The organism is Stutzerimonas chloritidismutans, from assembly GCF_051486945.1.
Lineage (GTDB): Bacteria > Pseudomonadota > Gammaproteobacteria > Pseudomonadales > Pseudomonadaceae > Stutzerimonas > Stutzerimonas chloritidismutans_B.
In genome coordinates this window covers 574,823-590,308 of the sequence record NZ_JAHVDX010000001.1, presented here as the reverse complement: position 1 = coordinate 590,308, position 15,486 = coordinate 574,823, and the positions used below count along the sequence as shown (strand labels likewise).

16 protein-coding genes are annotated in these 15,486 nt (G+C 61.0%); 14 read left to right on the top strand and 2 right to left on the bottom strand.

Annotated elements, in window-relative coordinates; translation table 11 throughout:
* Nucleotides 1-38 precede the first annotated feature (38 nt).
* The 8 genes from brnQ to sstT all read left to right on the top strand — a co-directional run bounded on the left by brnQ (nt 39) and on the right by sstT (nt 9,010).
* On the top strand, nt 39-1,349 hold the full coding sequence (brnQ, locus tag KXR72_RS02550) for a branched-chain amino acid transport system II carrier protein (RefSeq protein ID WP_437419553.1): 1,311 nt from the start codon (nt 39-41) through the stop codon (nt 1,347-1,349).
* Between the two features lie 70 nt (nt 1,350-1,419).
* A complete protein-coding gene (locus tag KXR72_RS02545) occupies nt 1,420-2,145 on the top strand; it encodes a DUF599 domain-containing protein (protein WP_437419552.1) in 726 nt (241 codons plus the stop codon).
* A gap of 53 nt (nt 2,146-2,198) precedes the next feature.
* Nucleotides 2,199-2,657, top strand: a complete 459-nt coding sequence (locus tag KXR72_RS02540) for a PaaI family thioesterase (protein WP_437419551.1) — start codon at nt 2,199-2,201, stop codon at nt 2,655-2,657.
* Nucleotides 2,654-3,100, top strand: coding sequence for a PaaI family thioesterase (locus KXR72_RS02535; protein ID WP_437419550.1), 447 nt, complete (start codon nt 2,654-2,656; stop codon nt 3,098-3,100). The genes KXR72_RS02540 and KXR72_RS02535 overlap by 4 nt, the downstream gene beginning before the upstream one ends.
* A gap of 41 nt (nt 3,101-3,141) precedes the next feature.
* Nucleotides 3,142-4,383 (top strand): MFS transporter, encoded by a 1,242-nt coding sequence (locus KXR72_RS02530; protein ID WP_437419549.1) that lies wholly within the window; start codon nt 3,142-3,144, stop codon nt 4,381-4,383.
* 94 nt (nt 4,384-4,477) lie between these two features.
* Nucleotides 4,478-6,385, top strand: coding sequence for a molecular chaperone HtpG (gene htpG / locus KXR72_RS02525; protein ID WP_437419548.1), 1,908 nt, complete (start codon nt 4,478-4,480; stop codon nt 6,383-6,385).
* A gap of 206 nt (nt 6,386-6,591) precedes the next feature.
* Nucleotides 6,592-7,605 (top strand): amidohydrolase family protein, encoded by a 1,014-nt coding sequence (locus tag KXR72_RS02520; RefSeq protein WP_437420361.1) that lies wholly within the window; start codon nt 6,592-6,594, stop codon nt 7,603-7,605.
* 166 nt (nt 7,606-7,771) lie between these two features.
* Nucleotides 7,772-9,010, top strand: a complete 1,239-nt coding sequence (gene sstT, locus KXR72_RS02515; protein ID WP_437419547.1) for a serine/threonine transporter SstT — start codon at nt 7,772-7,774, stop codon at nt 9,008-9,010.
* 69 nt (nt 9,011-9,079) lie between these two features.
* On the opposite strand, the gene fabB is transcribed toward sstT, so the two are convergent.
* Together fabB and fabA are read right to left on the bottom strand one after the other, a co-directional pair.
* The gene (fabB, locus tag KXR72_RS02510) at nt 9,080-10,297 is read right to left on the bottom strand and encodes a beta-ketoacyl-ACP synthase I (RefSeq protein WP_437419546.1); all 1,218 of its coding nucleotides are present in this window, start codon (nt 10,295-10,297) and stop codon (nt 9,080-9,082) included.
* Between the two features lie 11 nt (nt 10,298-10,308).
* A complete protein-coding gene (fabA, locus tag KXR72_RS02505; RefSeq protein ID WP_021207858.1) occupies nt 10,309-10,824 on the bottom strand; it encodes a 3-hydroxyacyl-[acyl-carrier-protein] dehydratase FabA in 516 nt (171 codons plus the stop codon).
* 403 nt (nt 10,825-11,227) lie between these two features.
* On the opposite strand from fabA, the gene KXR72_RS02500 reads away from it, so the two are divergent.
* The 6 genes from KXR72_RS02500 to KXR72_RS02475 all read left to right on the top strand — a co-directional run bounded on the left by KXR72_RS02500 (nt 11,228) and on the right by KXR72_RS02475 (nt 15,318).
* Nucleotides 11,228-12,250: an NAD(P)H-dependent glycerol-3-phosphate dehydrogenase gene (locus KXR72_RS02500; RefSeq protein ID WP_437419545.1), complete on the top strand. Its 1,023-nt coding sequence runs from the start codon at nt 11,228-11,230 to the stop codon at nt 12,248-12,250.
* Between the two features lie 21 nt (nt 12,251-12,271).
* Entirely contained in the window at nt 12,272-12,601 is a 330-nt protein-coding gene (locus KXR72_RS02495) for a DUF4389 domain-containing protein (protein WP_437419544.1), read from the top strand.
* The gene (gene sixA / locus KXR72_RS02490; RefSeq protein WP_437419543.1) at nt 12,598-13,056 is read left to right on the top strand and encodes a phosphohistidine phosphatase SixA; all 459 of its coding nucleotides are present in this window, start codon (nt 12,598-12,600) and stop codon (nt 13,054-13,056) included. Before KXR72_RS02495 ends, sixA begins: the two co-directional genes overlap by 4 nt.
* 42 nt (nt 13,057-13,098) lie before the next feature.
* Complete coding sequence (locus tag KXR72_RS02485) at nt 13,099-13,542, top strand: hotdog fold thioesterase (RefSeq protein WP_437419542.1); 444 nt, start codon at nt 13,099-13,101, stop codon at nt 13,540-13,542.
* Nucleotides 13,543-13,657: 115 nt separating this feature from the next.
* Nucleotides 13,658-14,464, top strand: a complete 807-nt coding sequence (locus KXR72_RS02480; RefSeq protein ID WP_437420360.1) for an alpha/beta fold hydrolase — start codon at nt 13,658-13,660, stop codon at nt 14,462-14,464.
* Entirely contained in the window at nt 14,461-15,318 is an 858-nt protein-coding gene (locus tag KXR72_RS02475) for an alpha/beta fold hydrolase (RefSeq protein WP_437419541.1), read from the top strand. The genes KXR72_RS02480 and KXR72_RS02475 overlap by 4 nt, the downstream gene beginning before the upstream one ends.
* Nucleotides 15,319-15,486 lie beyond the last annotated feature (168 nt).

Below are 15,486 nucleotides of genomic sequence, written 5' to 3'. Positions count from 1 at the left end.
CACCTGCGCCACCACTCAAAGCATCTGGTAATGAAACAATGATTCGATTGAAAGGCCTGGATTTATTGGCCCTGGGATTCATGACGTTTGCGCTGTTTCTAGGCGCCGGCAATATCATCTTTCCGCCCAGCGCGGGCCTCGCTGCCGGGCAGAATATTTGGGCGGCAGCGGTTGGCTTCCTCCTCACCGGCGTCGGCTTACCCTTGCTCACCGTTGTGGCGTTGGCGCGCGTGGGTGGCGGGATGGATCGGCTCACGGCGCCTCTTGGTCGCGGCGCCGGCGTCCTGCTCGCGGTAGCGGTGTATCTAGCCATCGGCCCATTATTCGCTACGCCGCGAACGGCAGTCGTCTCTTTTGAAATGGGCGTCGCGCCGTTCACAGGTGATGCCGCAGCGCCGCTTTTTGGCTATACGGTGGCGTTCTTCGCCGCAACGCTGTTCCTGGTGCTGAATCCCGGTCAACTGGTCAATCGGGTCGGCAAGTTCATCACCCCGGTATTGTTGGCTGCCCTGCTAGTGTTGGGTGGGGCAGCGTTGTTTTCGCCAGCAGGCGACATAGGCACGACAGTCGAGAGTTACCGTGCCAGTCCCATGCTCAAAGGGTTTCTCGAAGGCTACTTGACCATGGATACGCTGGGCGCCCTGGTATTCGGCATCGTGATTGCCACCGCCATCCGTGATCGTGGTGTGTCGGACGCCGCGCTCATTACCCGTTACTCCATGATCGCCGGTGCAATCGCGGCGATTGGCCTATCACTGGTCTACTTGGCCTTGTTCTACCTGGGGGCGACCAGCCAGGGCATCGCGGGCGATGCGCAAAATGGTGTGCAGATCCTTACCACCTATGTCCAGCATACCTTTGGCACGACCGGCAGCTTGCTGTTGGCTGTCGTCATCACACTCGCCTGTCTGACCACGGCGGTGGGCTTGACGACCGCTTGCGGTGAGTTTTTTAGCCAGCTGCTTCCGGTCAGCTATCGGGTGGTCGTGGTGGTGTTCACCGGGTTCAGCTTGCTCGTGGCGAACCAGGGCTTGACGCAACTGATCAGTGTCTCGGTGCCGGTGTTGGTCGGGCTCTATCCGCTGGCCATCATGCTCGTGGCGCTCAATTTGCTAGACCGGTGCTGGGTGTCGCCGAGCCGCATTTTCGTTCCGGTAATGCTCGTCACGCTGGTGTTCGGTGTCGTCGATGCACTTGCGGCCGCCGGTTTTAACGGATTGATACCAGCGTTTTTCGCTGAGCTTCCGCTGGCTGCGCAGAGCATGGGATGGCTGGCTCCGGTGCTGGTCACCCTAGTGCTTGCAATCGTCGTAGATCGGCTGCTCGGCGCCCGACGGGCATTGGCGTAGGCGGGGCATCTGCGCATGGGCTAGGGCGTTTCGCTCGCTATAATCAGGCCCATGCGTCCAAGGGGGTGCCATGTTCATACCGAGTCATTTACTGCCTCACATTGCTGCGGTCGCCTGGTTCATTGTGTGTTGGGTCGGCTACACCCGGTATGCGAGCTGGAAAGCGCGGGATACAGCCTGCCTGGCCAGCGTCCTGCATCTGTATCGGGAAGACTGGATGCGTCGGATGCTGCTGCGGGACAACCGCATCGCCGACGCGAACGTCATCGGCAACCTCGAGCGCAATGCGTCCTTCTTCGCATCCAGCACGTTGATCATTCTTGCCGGTGTCCTGACCGCCCTGGGTGCATCCGATCGGGCGGTTTCACTGTTAGCCGACCTGCCATTCGCGCAACCGGTAAGCCGGGGCCTTTCGGAGATCAAGTTGTTGGCGCTTGCCATGGTCTTCGTCTATGCGTTCTTCACCTTTAGCTGGTGCATGCGGCAGTACAACTTTGCCGCTGTGTTGGTGGCGTCTGCGCCCATGGCCGGCGAGCGCAACGTCAATGACCAGGAGCGCAGACTCTTCGCAGACCGAGCCGCTCGGGTGATCTCGATGGCGGCTAACCAGTTCAATTTCGGGCTGCGAGCCTATTATTTCGGGATGGCGACGCTTGCCTGGTTCGTAAACCCCTGGTTCTTCATGACCGTCACGGCGGGCGTGGTGATAGTGCTGTATCGCCGCGAATTCCACTCCGATGTGCTGGAAGTCATGGTATTCACGCCAACCTTGCCCATCGACCCGCCGAAGGAATAGGGCGGCCGACGCCGTGCCGGTAAGCTAGCCGCCCCCTGATAATCGGAACCCTCATGAGCGATAGCTTGATTCTGGAGCGCACCCAGCGCTTTCTGTCCTTGTTGCGTCATTGCCAGGTCCTGGGCATGCGTGTCGAACACGCCAATGGGAAGGGGCTGACGCTCTGCTTGCCGTACAGCGACAAAATCGTCAGCAACCCCGAAACGGGCTTCGTCCATGGCGGTGCGATCACGACCCTGATGGATACCACGTGCGGTATCTCGACGGTATGCGCCTTGCCTGAGCTGGAAATCTGCCCGACGCTGGATTTGCGCATCGATTACATGCATCCGGCCGAGCCGGGGCAGGATCTGTTCGGCTTCGCCGAATGCTATCGCGTGACGCCAACGGTGATCTTTACCCGTGGCGTTGCGTACCAGCGCGATATTGAACAGCCCATCGCGCATGTCGTTGGCACGTTCATGCGAATGGGCAAGGGCGTGATCGACCCCGGTGCTGGGGTGTCGCCATGAGCGCAATGAACCTCGAAGCCTTGGTCCGCGAGGCTCACGCAAACAACGACTATGACGCGCTCTTGCGAGTCGTTCCGTATGCACGCTTGATCGGCATGGAGTGCCTGCGCCTGGGTGACGAGATGGTTTTCCGTCTGCCTGGCAATCCCGACAACATCGGGAACCCGACCTTGCCTGCCATTCACGGTGGTGTCATTGCCGGCTTCATGGAGCATGCCGCCATGCTTCACTTGCTGATGTTCATGGGCTCGCCACATTTGCCCAAAATCATCGACTTCTCGATAGATTATCTGCGGGCCGGTCACTATCGTGACACCTTTGCCGCCTGCCAGGTCTGGCGTCAGGGTCGGCGTGTCGCCAACGTCGCCGTGACCGCCTGGCAAACTCATCAGGCCGAGCCCATCGCGACCGCCCGTTGCCATTTCAAGGTTGACGAGCCCTGACACGTCTGGCGGCACGCTTGCAGATGTTTCAAGGAAAGTGAATGGACGCGTTGCTGATTCTTGGTGGTTTGCTGCTCATCTTCGCCGGCGCCGTATGGCTCGTCGTGCTGGCCTTCGGGACTAGCCTGCTATGGGGTGTGGGCAGCTTGGTCCCTCCTGTGACGCTGGTTTATCTGGTCCGGCATTGGCGTACGGCGCGCAAGGCCGTCGGGTTATCGGCGTTGGGCTTCATACCCTTGGTGGTCGGGTTCTCTCTGCTTGCCAATCATCAGCCCGAGCGGCTGGCGGCAATCGTCAGCCTGCAATGGCTGGAGGCCGACAGGGCGGCGGAGCAGCCCATGCTGGCAGAGCTGAGCGGCGAATTGGACGGGCGCCCGTTCAAGCCTCGGACTGGCCATTTGATCAATGGCGTGTTGACACTCCGTGAAGGCGACACCCTGTTCGCTCGGCAGGAGGTCAATATCAGTCTTGGTGACGTTCGGCCCGGCGCGTTGCGTGTGGACATCTTGCCGCAGGATCCGGCTCCAACCCCCGAAATCGAGATCAGCTGGATGGACCATGACCAGGAATTGCCTGAGGCACGGCGCATCCGCAAGGGCTACACGCTGCATCTCGACCTGCAACCCACGCCCCCCAACAAGCTCGCCGGGGATTTTCATCTCGTGCTGCCCGCGCATTACCAGACAACCTTGAGCGGGCGAGTCGAGCTCTACACAGATGAGCTGCGTTACCAAGGCGACCGTGTGGATATGCGCCATGATTCGGCGGACACGCTGAAGCATGTGGCGCGCGATTATCTGCAGCGGCGCTTCCAGACTCGCGACGTAGAAATTCTTTCGATGTCCTCCGTCGTGTTCCCTGTTTCCGCCGCAGCCGTCTCGGTACAGGCCCGGGTCAACGGCGCATCTGAGCGATTGGACTTGCCGATGCGCAAGGAGGCGTCAGGCTGGGCAGTCGAAGGCGATACCTATGCAGCTTTGCCTGCGGCAGAAGAGGTGCCTGAAAAGGCTGCTCCTGCTGTTGTTGCGGAGGTAGAAACGCCTGCACCGCGTGTCGACCGGCGCCAACGCTTTTCCCTGGCCCGGCTGTTGCGCGAGCCGGGACGCTACGAGCGGCTGCAGGTCCGTGCTCAGACCCGCCGCGGCAATGTCGCCCAAGGGCGTTTCGTCGGCATCGATCGCGAGGGCAACCTGAACATCGAGTACTTCGTCCGTGGCGCCGGCCAGGCGACCTACAGCCTCGTGCCGGGTGACGTCGTCCGGTTGGAGCTGCTCGAGCCCTGATCCGCAGACCTTGAATTCTCCCACCTCGTCCCCATCTGCTTGTCATCGCCGCCACCGCGGCCCTTGCCATTGATGACGTGGAGTTAGCAAGACGATGAGTGTGGAGACTCAAAACAAAGAAACGCTGGGCTTCCAGACTGAGGTGAAGCAGTTGCTTCACCTGATGATCCATTCCCTGTATTCGAACAAGGAGATCTTTCTTCGCGAGCTGATCTCCAATGCATCCGACGCGGCCGACAAGCTGCGCTTCGAGGCGCTGGCCAAGCCCGAAATGCTCGAAGGGGGCTCAGACCTCAAGATCCGCGTCAGTTTCGACAAGGATGCCCGTACCGTCACCATTGAGGACAACGGTATAGGAATGAATCGCGAGGACGTGATTGCTCACCTCGGTACGATCGCCAAGTCCGGTACCGCGGACTTCATGAAGCATCTCACTGGTGACCAGAAGAAGGACTCGCATCTGATCGGCCAGTTCGGCGTTGGTTTCTACTCAGCGTTTATCGTTGCCGAACAGGTCGAAGTATTTAGCCGCCGGGCTGGCATGCCAGCCGAGGAGGGCGTCTACTGGTCGTCCAAGGGCGAGGGTGAATTCGAAGTCGCCAACGTCGAAAAGCCCGAGCGGGGCACGCGGATCGTACTGCACCTCAAGTCCGGAGAAGACGAGTTTGCAGATGGCTGGCGCCTGCGCAACATCATCAAGAAATACTCCGACCACATCGCGCTGCCGATCGAACTGCCCAAGGAGTTTCACGGCGAAGAGAAAGACAAGCCGGCCGAGCCCGAATGGGAAACCGTCAACCGTGCCAGCGCGCTCTGGACCCGTCCGCGTACCGAGATCAAGGACGAGGAATACCAGGAGTTCTACAAGCATGTCGGGCATGACTTCGAAAACCCGCTGAGCTGGAGCCACAACAAGGTTGAGGGCAAGCTCGAATACACCTCGCTGTTGTATGTCCCGGGCCGCGCGCCGTTCGACCTGTACCACCGCGAAGCACCGAAGGGCCTGAAGCTGTACGTCCAGCGCGTGTTCATCATGGACCAGGCCGACGAATTCCTGCCGCTGTACCTGCGCTTCATCAAGGGCGTCATCGACTCGAACGACCTGTCGCTGAATGTCTCTCGCGAGATTCTGCAGAAGGACCCGGTGATCGATTCGATGAAGTCGGCGCTGACCAAGCGCGTCCTCGACATGCTGGACAAGCTGGCCAAGGACAAGCCGGAAGACTACAAAACGTTCTGGAAACAATTTGGCCAAGTGCTCAAGGAAGGCCCCGCGGAAGATTTCGCCAACAAGGAGAAGATCGCTGGGCTGCTGCGATTCGCCTCCACCCAAGACACTAGCGGTGAGCAGAGCGTATCGCTGGCCGATTACCTGGCACGGGTCAAGGAAGGTCAGGACAAGATCTACTACCTCACCGGCGAATCCTACGCGCAGGTCAAGAACAGCCCACACCTGGAGGTCTTCCGTAAGAAAGGGATCGAGGTGCTGCTGCTAACCGACCGCATCGACGAGTGGCTGATGAGCTATCTCACCGAGTTCGATGGAAAACAGTTCGTCGACGTCGCGCGTGGCGACCTGGACCTAGGCAAGCTGGACTCCGAAGAGGACAAGAAAGCTCAGGAAGAGATTGCCAAGGCGAAGGAGGGGCTCGTCGAGCGTCTGAAGGCGGCGCTGGGTGATGAGGTAGCCGAAGTGCGGGTATCGCATCGCCTGACCGACTCGCCGGCGATTCTCGCGATTGGCGAGCAGGATCTGGGCTTGCAGATGCGCCAGATTCTTGAGGCGAGCGGGCAGAAGGTGCCAGAGTCCAAGCCGATCTTCGAGATCAACCCGGCTCACCCGTTGATCGAGAAGCTCGACGCCGAACCGGATGAGGATCGTTTTGGCGATTTGTCGCACATCCTGTTCGACCAGGCTGCGCTTGCAGCCGGCGATAGCCTCAAGGACCCTGCTGCCTACGTACAGCGTCTGAACAAGCTATTGGTGGAGCTATCCGCCTGAGTCCAGGGCTGCCGAGAGCAGCACTCGACATCGCTACAGGGCCCCACTTCGGTGGGGCTTTTGTTTTCCGGGCGATGCAGTACGGGCGTAACGAATCCGATTCTGTTCAGGCCAACGTGCATGCCGGGTAATGAACGGCATGCTAGCGAAGCGGTCTATCCGCTGGGCTATCAGGAGTAATTGGGTTGTCGAAACGTACCCCCTTCATCACTGCGCTTTGCCTGGCCGTTTCCATCGGCACGGCAGACGCACGGGATTATCGCTACAGCGACGCACACCTTCACTTCGTCGATTTTTTCCAAGAGAGCGATGGCATCGATAAGCTGCTCGAGGCGATGGACGAAGGGCGGGTCGATCACGTGATGATCAGTGGCATACCTGTCGCCAAAAAATGGCACGAAAACGAACCCAAGCGCCCGCGCTATTACGCCGGCGATGACGCGCCGGTTTATTGGTACAGCGCGACCGATGTTGTGGTGGCCGCCGCGGTCAAGGAGTTGGATGCGGAGCAGCGCAAGCGCTTTCATCCCTTCCTTTCAGGCTTCAACCCCAACGACAAGAATGCCGATGCGCATATCCGGCGGATGCTCGAACTCGATCCTGGCCTCTGGCAGGGTCTCGGAGAAGTGTTCACTCGCCATGATGACGTCACGGCGCTGACCGAAGGCGACACGCCGCGGGCAAATAACGAAGCGCTTACCCGCGTCTACCACCTTGCAGCAGAGTTCGACCTACCGGTGATGCTGCATTCGAACATCACCTCCAAGCGCGAGCGCAACCCGCTGTATTTAACCGAGCTCGAGGAGGCGTTGCGCAACCATCCGCATACACGCTTCATATGGGCGCATGCCGGCACCAGCATGGAAATCCACCGACACCAGGAAAAACTCGATTTTCTTCTGCCGACGGTGACCCGGCTGCTCGATGACTATCCGAACCTGTACATCGACTTGTCGTGGACCATGCTGCGGCCTTACCTGCTGGACAAGAATGGCAAGCCTGACGGCGATTGGCTCAAGTTGGTGGCGCGTCACCCGAGTCGTTTCATGATCGGTACAGACGTCGTGGGTCGCTTCGACAATCTCGCCAGCAGCATTGATGACTTCACGCCGTTTCTCGACGGGCTACCCGAGGACATTGCGCGCAAGGTGGCGCGGGATAATTTCCTCGAAGTATTGCCACGGCATGGCGCACGGCCCGAAGAGCCGGCTGCGCGCTAGGCAGTCGAGCCGACAAGGGCGTGCCGCGTCGATGTGACGGTGCGCCAAGGCTGGGCATAACGGGCCGACATGCGTACCATCCGGCGTTTTTCATCGCGCCAGTTCGCGGCCGCATGCATGGGCCCGGCGTCGCGGTTGATCCAATCCATACGCCGAGACCCGTCCAATGTCTAATTCCTCCAACGTCCTGGTGCGCGCCTACAACCGTGTTGGGCTCGTCACTCAGATCCTCGTCGGGTTGATAGCAGGCTGCCTGCTCGCATGGCTGTTCCCTCAAGCTGCGCTGTCGGCGAGCCTGCTAGGCGACCTCTTCGTGTCCGGGTTGAAAGCGGTTGCACCGGTGCTGGTATTCGTCCTGGTCACTGCCTCGCTGGCCAACCACAAACGTGGCCAGCCCACGCATATTCAGCCGATTCTGCTCCTGTATGCGCTGGGCACGCTCAGTGCTGCGTCGGTGGCAGTAATCGCCAGCGTTGCCTTTCCTACCACGTTGACGCTGGTCAGCCAGGCAAGCGATGCCGTTCCACCGTCCGGTGTTGGCGCGGTATTGAAAACCCTGCTGTTCAGCATCGTCGACAATCCGGTCCACGCGATCCTCAACGGCAACTTCATCGGCATCCTGGCCTGGGCCATTGGCCTTGGCTTCGCATTCCGGCATGCGCGCCAGGGCACGCGTGATCTGGTCGCCGACGTGGCCGATGGCGTCACGCTCATCGTCAAGGTGGTCATTCGTTTCGCGCCGCTGGGCATTTTCGGCCTGGTAGCCGGTACGCTGGCTACCTCCGGCTTCGGCGCGCTGGCCGGCTACTTCCAGCTATTGCTCGTGCTGCTGGGTGCCATGCTGTTCATGGCCTTCGTTGCGAATCCCTTGATCGTATTCTGGCAGATCCGCCGCAACCCCTATCCGTTAGTGCTGACGTGCCTGCGGGAAAGCGGTATCACGGCATTCTTTACACGCAGTTCGGCGGCGAACATCCCGGTCAACATGCAACTCTGCGAGCGGCTTGGCTTGCACAAGGACACTTATTCGGTGTCGATACCGCTGGGCGCAACCATCAACATGGGTGGCGCTGCGATCACGATCACGGTATTGACGCTCGCCGCTGCGAATACGCTAGGCATCGTCGTGGACGTGCCTACCGCCATCCTGCTGAGCCTGCTCGCGGCGATCTGCGCTTGCGGTGCGTCGGGCGTGGCCGGTGGTTCGCTGCTGCTGATTCCGCTGGCGTGCAGCCTCTTCGGTATCTCCAACGACCTGGCCATGCAGGTGGTAGCTGTCGGCTTCATCATCGGCGTTGTGCAGGATTCGGCCGAGACGGCGCTCAATTCCTCGACTGACGTGCTCTTTACCGCTGCGTCATGCATCGCGCATGGCGATATCGACGCGCAAGCTGACGTTGTCTGATCAAGTATTTAGGCCTCAGGAATGAAAAACGGCGCCCTATGGCGCCGTTTTTCAAGACCGCTGCATGGCTCAGCCGTTGTAGCGCTTGAGCACCAGGGTCGCGTTAGTACCACCGAAACCGAAGCTGTTGCTCATGACCAGGTCGATCTTCGCGTTCTCGCGGGTTTCGCGCGCGATCGGCATGTCAGCGACTTCCGGGTCCAGCTCGTCGATGTTGGCGGAGCCGGCAATGAAGTTGCCCTGCATCATCAGCATCGTGTAGATCGCCTCGTGCACGCCAGCGGCGCCCAGCGAGTGACCGGACAGGCTCTTGGTGGAGCTGATGGTCGGGATCTTGTCACCGAACATGTTGCGCACGGCCTTGATCTCGGCGACGTCGCCCACTGGCGTGGAGGTGCCGTGGGTGTTCAGGTAGTCGATCTCGCCATCAACGGTGGACATCGCCTGCTGCATGCAGCGCAGCGCACCTTCACCGCTCGGTGCAACCATGTCGTAGCCGTCGGAGGTGGCGCCATAGCCGACGATTTCTGCGTAGATCGTGGCGCCGCGCTTGAGCGCATGCTCCAGTTCTTCGACAACGACCATGCCGCCGCCGCCGGCAATGACGAAACCGTCACGCTTGGCATCGTAAGCGCGCGAAGCCTTTTCAGGGGTTTCGTTGTACTGGCTGGACAGCGCGCCCATGGCATCGAAGAGGCAGCTCTGGCTCCAGTGCTCTTCCTCGCCGCCGCCGGCAAAGACAACGTCCTGCTTGCCCATCTGGATCTGCTCCATGGCGTGGCCAATGCAATGTGCGCTGGTGGCACAGGCCGAAGCGATGGAGTAGTTGATGCCTTTGATGCGGAACGGGGTGGCGAGGCAGGCCGAGACGGTGCTGCTCATGGTGCGCGGAACACGGTATGGGCCGATGCGCTTGACGCCCTTGTCACGCAGGATGTCAATGGCTTCCATCTGGTTGATGGTCGAGGCGCCACCGGAGCCGGCAATCAGGCCAATACGCGGATTGGAGATTTCATCGAGATTGAAACCGGCGTCCTGAACGGCCTGTTCCATTGCCAGGTAGGCGTAGGCGGCGGCGTCACCCATGAAGCGCAGGACCTTGCGGTCGATCAGCTCTTCGAGGTTCAGGTTGACGGAGCCGGAGACCTGGCTGCGCAGGCCCATGTCGGCGTACGCCTGGTTGAATCGGATACCGGGGCGACCGGCACGCAGGTTGCCGGAGACGGTCTCTTTGTCATTGCCCAGGCAGGAAACGATACCCAGGCCAGTGATCACGACGCGACGCATGCGGATGTCCTTCAGAAGCTGTCGGTAGAGGTGAACAGGCCGACGCGCAAACCTTCGGCACTGTATATCTCGCGGCCATCGACGCTGACAGTGCCATCGGCGATGCCGAGGATCAGCGAGCGGTTGATGGTGCGCTTGATATGTATGTTGTAGGTGACCTTCTTGGCAGTCGGCAGGACTTGGCCGAAGAATTTCACTTCGCCTGAGCCGAGTGCACGGCCGCGGCCTGGATTGCCCTGCCAACCCAGATAGAAGCCAACCAATTGCCACATGGCATCGAGACCCAGGCAGCCCGGCATGACCGGATCGCCCTCGAAGTGGCAGGCGAAGAACCAAAGGTCGGGGTTGATGTCCAGTTCGGCAACCAACTCGCCCTTGCCGTACTTGCCGCCCACTTCGCTGATATGCACGATGCGATCGACCATCAGCATGTTCGGCGCGGGCAGTTGCGCATTACCGGGACCGAAAAGCTCGCCGCGGCTGCAACGAAGCAGATCTTCCCGAGTAAAGGCCTGTTGTTTGGTCATGCGTATTCCTCAATGGTCCCTACATGGAGGGCTTGCTGCTTTCATCCGAACCCGAAGCGAGGGTGGATCATGAAGACTAGTCGTAGACTGCAGCCTAACGCCGAAAGTCACAGCGCGAGGCAGGCGAGCCACTCGTTCGACTGGCGCGATGCCGACTACTCGCGCGCAAACGGGGCGATACTTTAACACTCCTGCGGCCATGACTACGACCTTGTGACACCTTGTCCCTTATAGACCATCGCCCAAAGGCCTTTGCGTCCAGCACGGACGAGCGGTGGCGAGGCTCGCTGAAACGCAGGGATCGCAGCTACTCCAGACGCTCATGGGCGGGGCGCTGGCTGCAGTGGCTGCGCTACGTATAATGCCAGGCACTGCCACCCGGTTGGCTCGATACGGAATACCCATGACTGAACAGCAACCCATCGCCGTGCTTGGCGGCGGCAGCTTTGGCACCGCGCTTGCGAACCTGATGGCCGAGAACGGCCATAGCGTTCGTTTGTGGATGCGCGATCCCGAGCAAGCCCGCAGCATTCGTGTCGATCGCCAGAACCCACGTTATCTGAAGGGTGTGAAGGTGCACGACAAGGTCGAGGCCGTCACTGACCTGCCACAGACAGTAGGCGATTGCGAGCTTGTGTTCGTCGCGCTGCCTTCCAGTGCATTACGCGCAGCGCTGGCGCCGGTTGCAGGGCGGTTGGCAGGGAAGATGCTGGTCAGCACGACCAAGGGCATCGAGGCGCAGGGGTTCAAGCTGATGAGCCAGATCATCGAGGAAATCGCACCGCAGGCGCGAATTGGGGTGATCTCTGGGCCGAACCTGGCACGAGAAGTTGCCGAGCATGCCCTGACGGCGACAGTGATCGCCAGCCATGACGAAGCCCTTTGCCGATCCGTCCAGGCTGCACTGCACGGCCGCACTTTCCGCGTTTACGCCAGTGCCGACCGCTTTGGTGTCGAGCTGGGTGGGGCGTTGAAGAACGTTTACGCAATCATGGCCGGCATGGCTGCAGCGCTGGGCATGGGCGAGAACACCCGCAGCATGTTGATCACCCGAGCGCTTGCAGAAATGACACGGTTCGCCGTGAAGCTCGGCGCCAATCAGATGACTTTTCTCGGCCTGGCAGGGGTGGGCGATCTGATCGTTACCTGTACTTCGTCCAAGAGCCGAAACTTCCAGGTGGGCTACGCCCTGGGTGAGGGGTTGAGTCTGGACGAGGCGGTGGCCCGGCTCGGCGAGGTGGCCGAGGGGGTCAACACCATCAAGGTCCTCAAGACGCGTGCCGAAGAACTGCAGGTCTACATGCCACTGGTCGCGGGTCTGCATGCGATCCTGTTCGAGGGGCGTACGCTGGAACAGGTCATCGCACTGCTGATGCGGGGCGAGCCCAAGACCGACGTCGACTTCATTTCAACCGATGGTTTTTGAGCACGACACTGGAGAGCTTCAATGAATAACCGTAACGCAGAGCGGGAGTCGCTGATCCTGCGTGCCATTTGGATGCTGGTGTTCTTCTTCGTCTGGCAATTTGCCGAGTTGGCGCTGCTGCTGGTGGTGGTCGTGCAGTTGTTGATGCGCGCGATCAAGGGGCAGGTGGACGAGAGCCTGCAACGCTTCGGCGATAGCCTCAGCCAGTACGTCGCGCAGATTGGTCGTTTCGGTACGTTCAATACGGATCGTAAGCCGTGGCCGATGTCCGATTGGCCGACAGCGCGTCCGGCGGACAGCGATGCGCCCGTTGTCACCCCCGGCAGCCCGAACGAGGAGCCGCGGGTATGAAGTTATGGCTGTTGCGACATGGCGAGGCCGAGCCGCGCGCTCGTACGGATGCAGAACGCAACCTCACCGAAACCGGGCGTGCCGAGGTTAGGAGCAGTGCCGAGGCGCTGCGTGAGGCGCCATTGCACGCCATCCTGGCGAGCCCTTACGCGCGGGCGCAGCAGACGGCGGAAATCGTGCGGCAGGTGATCGGATTCGAGGGGGCGATCGAGACAGTGCCTTGGGCGACGCCTGACTCAGACATCGGCGAAGCCATGCTGTACCTCGACCGGCGTAGCGAACGTACGCTGCTGCTGGTTACGCACCAGCCCTTCGTTGGCGCGTTAGGGGGCTGGCTCGTCAATGGGCATCGCGAAACGCCGCTGCCCATGGCGACCGCCAGCCTGGCTGAGCTGGACGGGGAGGAGATCGCAGCAGGTCTGATGCATCTGAAAGATCTTAAGCACCCCCGCTAGGCTTGTCGGCGGGTAATAACAACAAAAGAAGGAACGCAATATATGGCCATCTGGCAACGACAGCCTGATCTCGAACAACTCAACGGCAATCGGGCAAACACCATCGTCGATTTGCTCGACATCCGTTTCGAAGCGGTGGATGAAGACTCGCTGACCGGTAGCATGCCGGTCGATGCCCGGACGCATCAGCCGTACGGCCTGCTGCATGGCGGGGCGTCGGTCGTATTGGCTGAAACGCTGGGCTCGATGGCGAGCTATCACTGCATCGACCCAGCCCGTTTTTATTGCGTCGGGCTTGAAGTCAATGCCAACCATCTTCGCGGCGTGCGCAGCGGGCGAGTCTCTGCGGTCTGCCGGCCAGTTCATTTGGGGCGTTCGACTCACGTCTGGGACATCCGCCTGACGAATGAAGAGGGCAAGACGACTTGCATCTCCCGCCTGACAGTCGCAATCGTCCCGCTCGGCGAAGACGCGCCCCGGTCCTGATCGGCGAAGCCGGCGCCTTATTTGGCGCGTCCGCCGTTCATTCGGCCGGATTAGCGGATTGCCGCGAACGGAAGGGGGCCAGACAATGAGCGCTCCTTTCCGTCCGCTCTCTACCATGTCCCAGCGCATCTTCTTCGCCCATGCCAACGGCTTTCCGTCGGGCACTTATCGCAAACTGTTCGAGGCGTTGGAGCCGGACTTCAGCGTCACTTATCTCGAGCAGCACGGACACGACCCGCGCTTTCCGGTCGATGACAACTGGCAGAACCTGGTGCGCGAATTGATCGAACAACTGTCCGCGCTTGGCGAACCGGTGTGGGGCGTGGGCCATTCGTTAGGCGGCATGCTTCATTACCATGCCGCCTTGCTACGTCCTGACCTGTACCGTGGCGTGGTTATGCTCGATTCGCCCATGCCGACCTGGTTCGATCAGGCGGTGATCTGGGTAGCGAAAAAGCTGGGCTTCATTGACCGGCTCACGCCCGCCGGCCGCACCCTGGGCCGCCGCGAGGCGTTCAGCGGTGTCGAGGAAGCACGGCGCTATTTCGCCAGCAGACCGTTGTTTCGCACCTTCGATCCGGAGTGCCTGGACGCATACGTCAGCTGCGGCTTGCAACCGTGCGAACGCGGGGTTCGACTGCGCTTCGATCCGCAGACCGAGATCAGCATCTATCGCAGCGTCCCGCACGTCACGCCGGGTTGGCCGCATGCGCTGGCGATACCGTTGGCGGTCGTCCGTGGGCGGCAGAGTCGGGTCGTTTTACCTCACCATGCGTTCCTGCTACGCCTGGTTGCACTCGGCGAAGCCCACAGCATGCCTGGCGGCCATATGTTTCCGCTAGAGCGGCCTGGGCAGACGGCCCTGCTGCTGCGCGACCTGTTCGGCCGCTGGGCTGGCCCTGGTCAGCGAGGCGCGGCATGACATACGCATTCGAAGAGATTTGCCTGACGCTGCCGCACATCGAGGTGGCAGCTCATCTTTATGGGCCGGAGCAGGGCAGGCCGGTCATTGCGCTGCATGGCTGGCTAGACAATGCTGCGACGTTCTCGCGTCTCGCGCCGCTGCTCGAGGGTGTACGGATCGTTGCGCTGGACCTGCCCGGGCATGGCCATTCGGCCCACCGACCAGCCGGCGCCGCTTACAACATCTGGGATTACGCGCATGACGTGCTCCAGGTCGCGGGGCAGCTTGGCTGGCAACGGTTCACCCTGCTGGGGCATTCGATGGGGGCGATCGTGTCGGTGCTGCTGGCGGGCGCGATGCCTGAACGAGTCGAGCGGCTGGCGCTGATCGATGGGGTCATTCCGTACACGGGCGAAGCGCCGGCGGCGCCGCAGAAGCTGGGCGAGGCGTTGCGTGCGTTGCTGGAGGTCGATGATGCCCGCAAACCCGTCTATGCGAGCTTTGAACAGGCTGTCACGGCGCGCATGAAGGGCGTCGGGGCGGTTAGTCGCGAGGCGGCCGAGCGCCTCGCCCAGCGGGGATTGATGCCGGTGCCGGGAGGGTTGACCTGGCGCACCGATGCGCGGCTGATGCTGCCCTCACCTTTGCGCCTGACGCGCGCCCATGCGTTGGCTTTCGTCGAGCGGGTCGAATGCCCGGTGAGCCTGGTGCTCGCTGAACAGGGGCTGATGATCGAGCCGGCCATGCGCGAGCTGGTCGATGGCTTTCCGTTCGAGCGGCATCGCCTGCCAGGCGGCCATCACTTGCATCTGGACGATGATCAAGGCGCACAGGCAGTGGCTTCGGTCTTCAATTCCTTCCTTGGCCGCTGAGCCGTTCCGCAAGAATCTGTCGCAAAGCCTTGCTTGACTTGCTTTTAGCAACTGGTGAGGCTGACGCCTGGTTTCAACAAGTAGCCCCCGTACATGATCGGATCAACACCCTCCGCGCGACCATTGCCCAAGAGGCAGGTCGAGTCGGCCGGTTTGCCCGGCCACAGC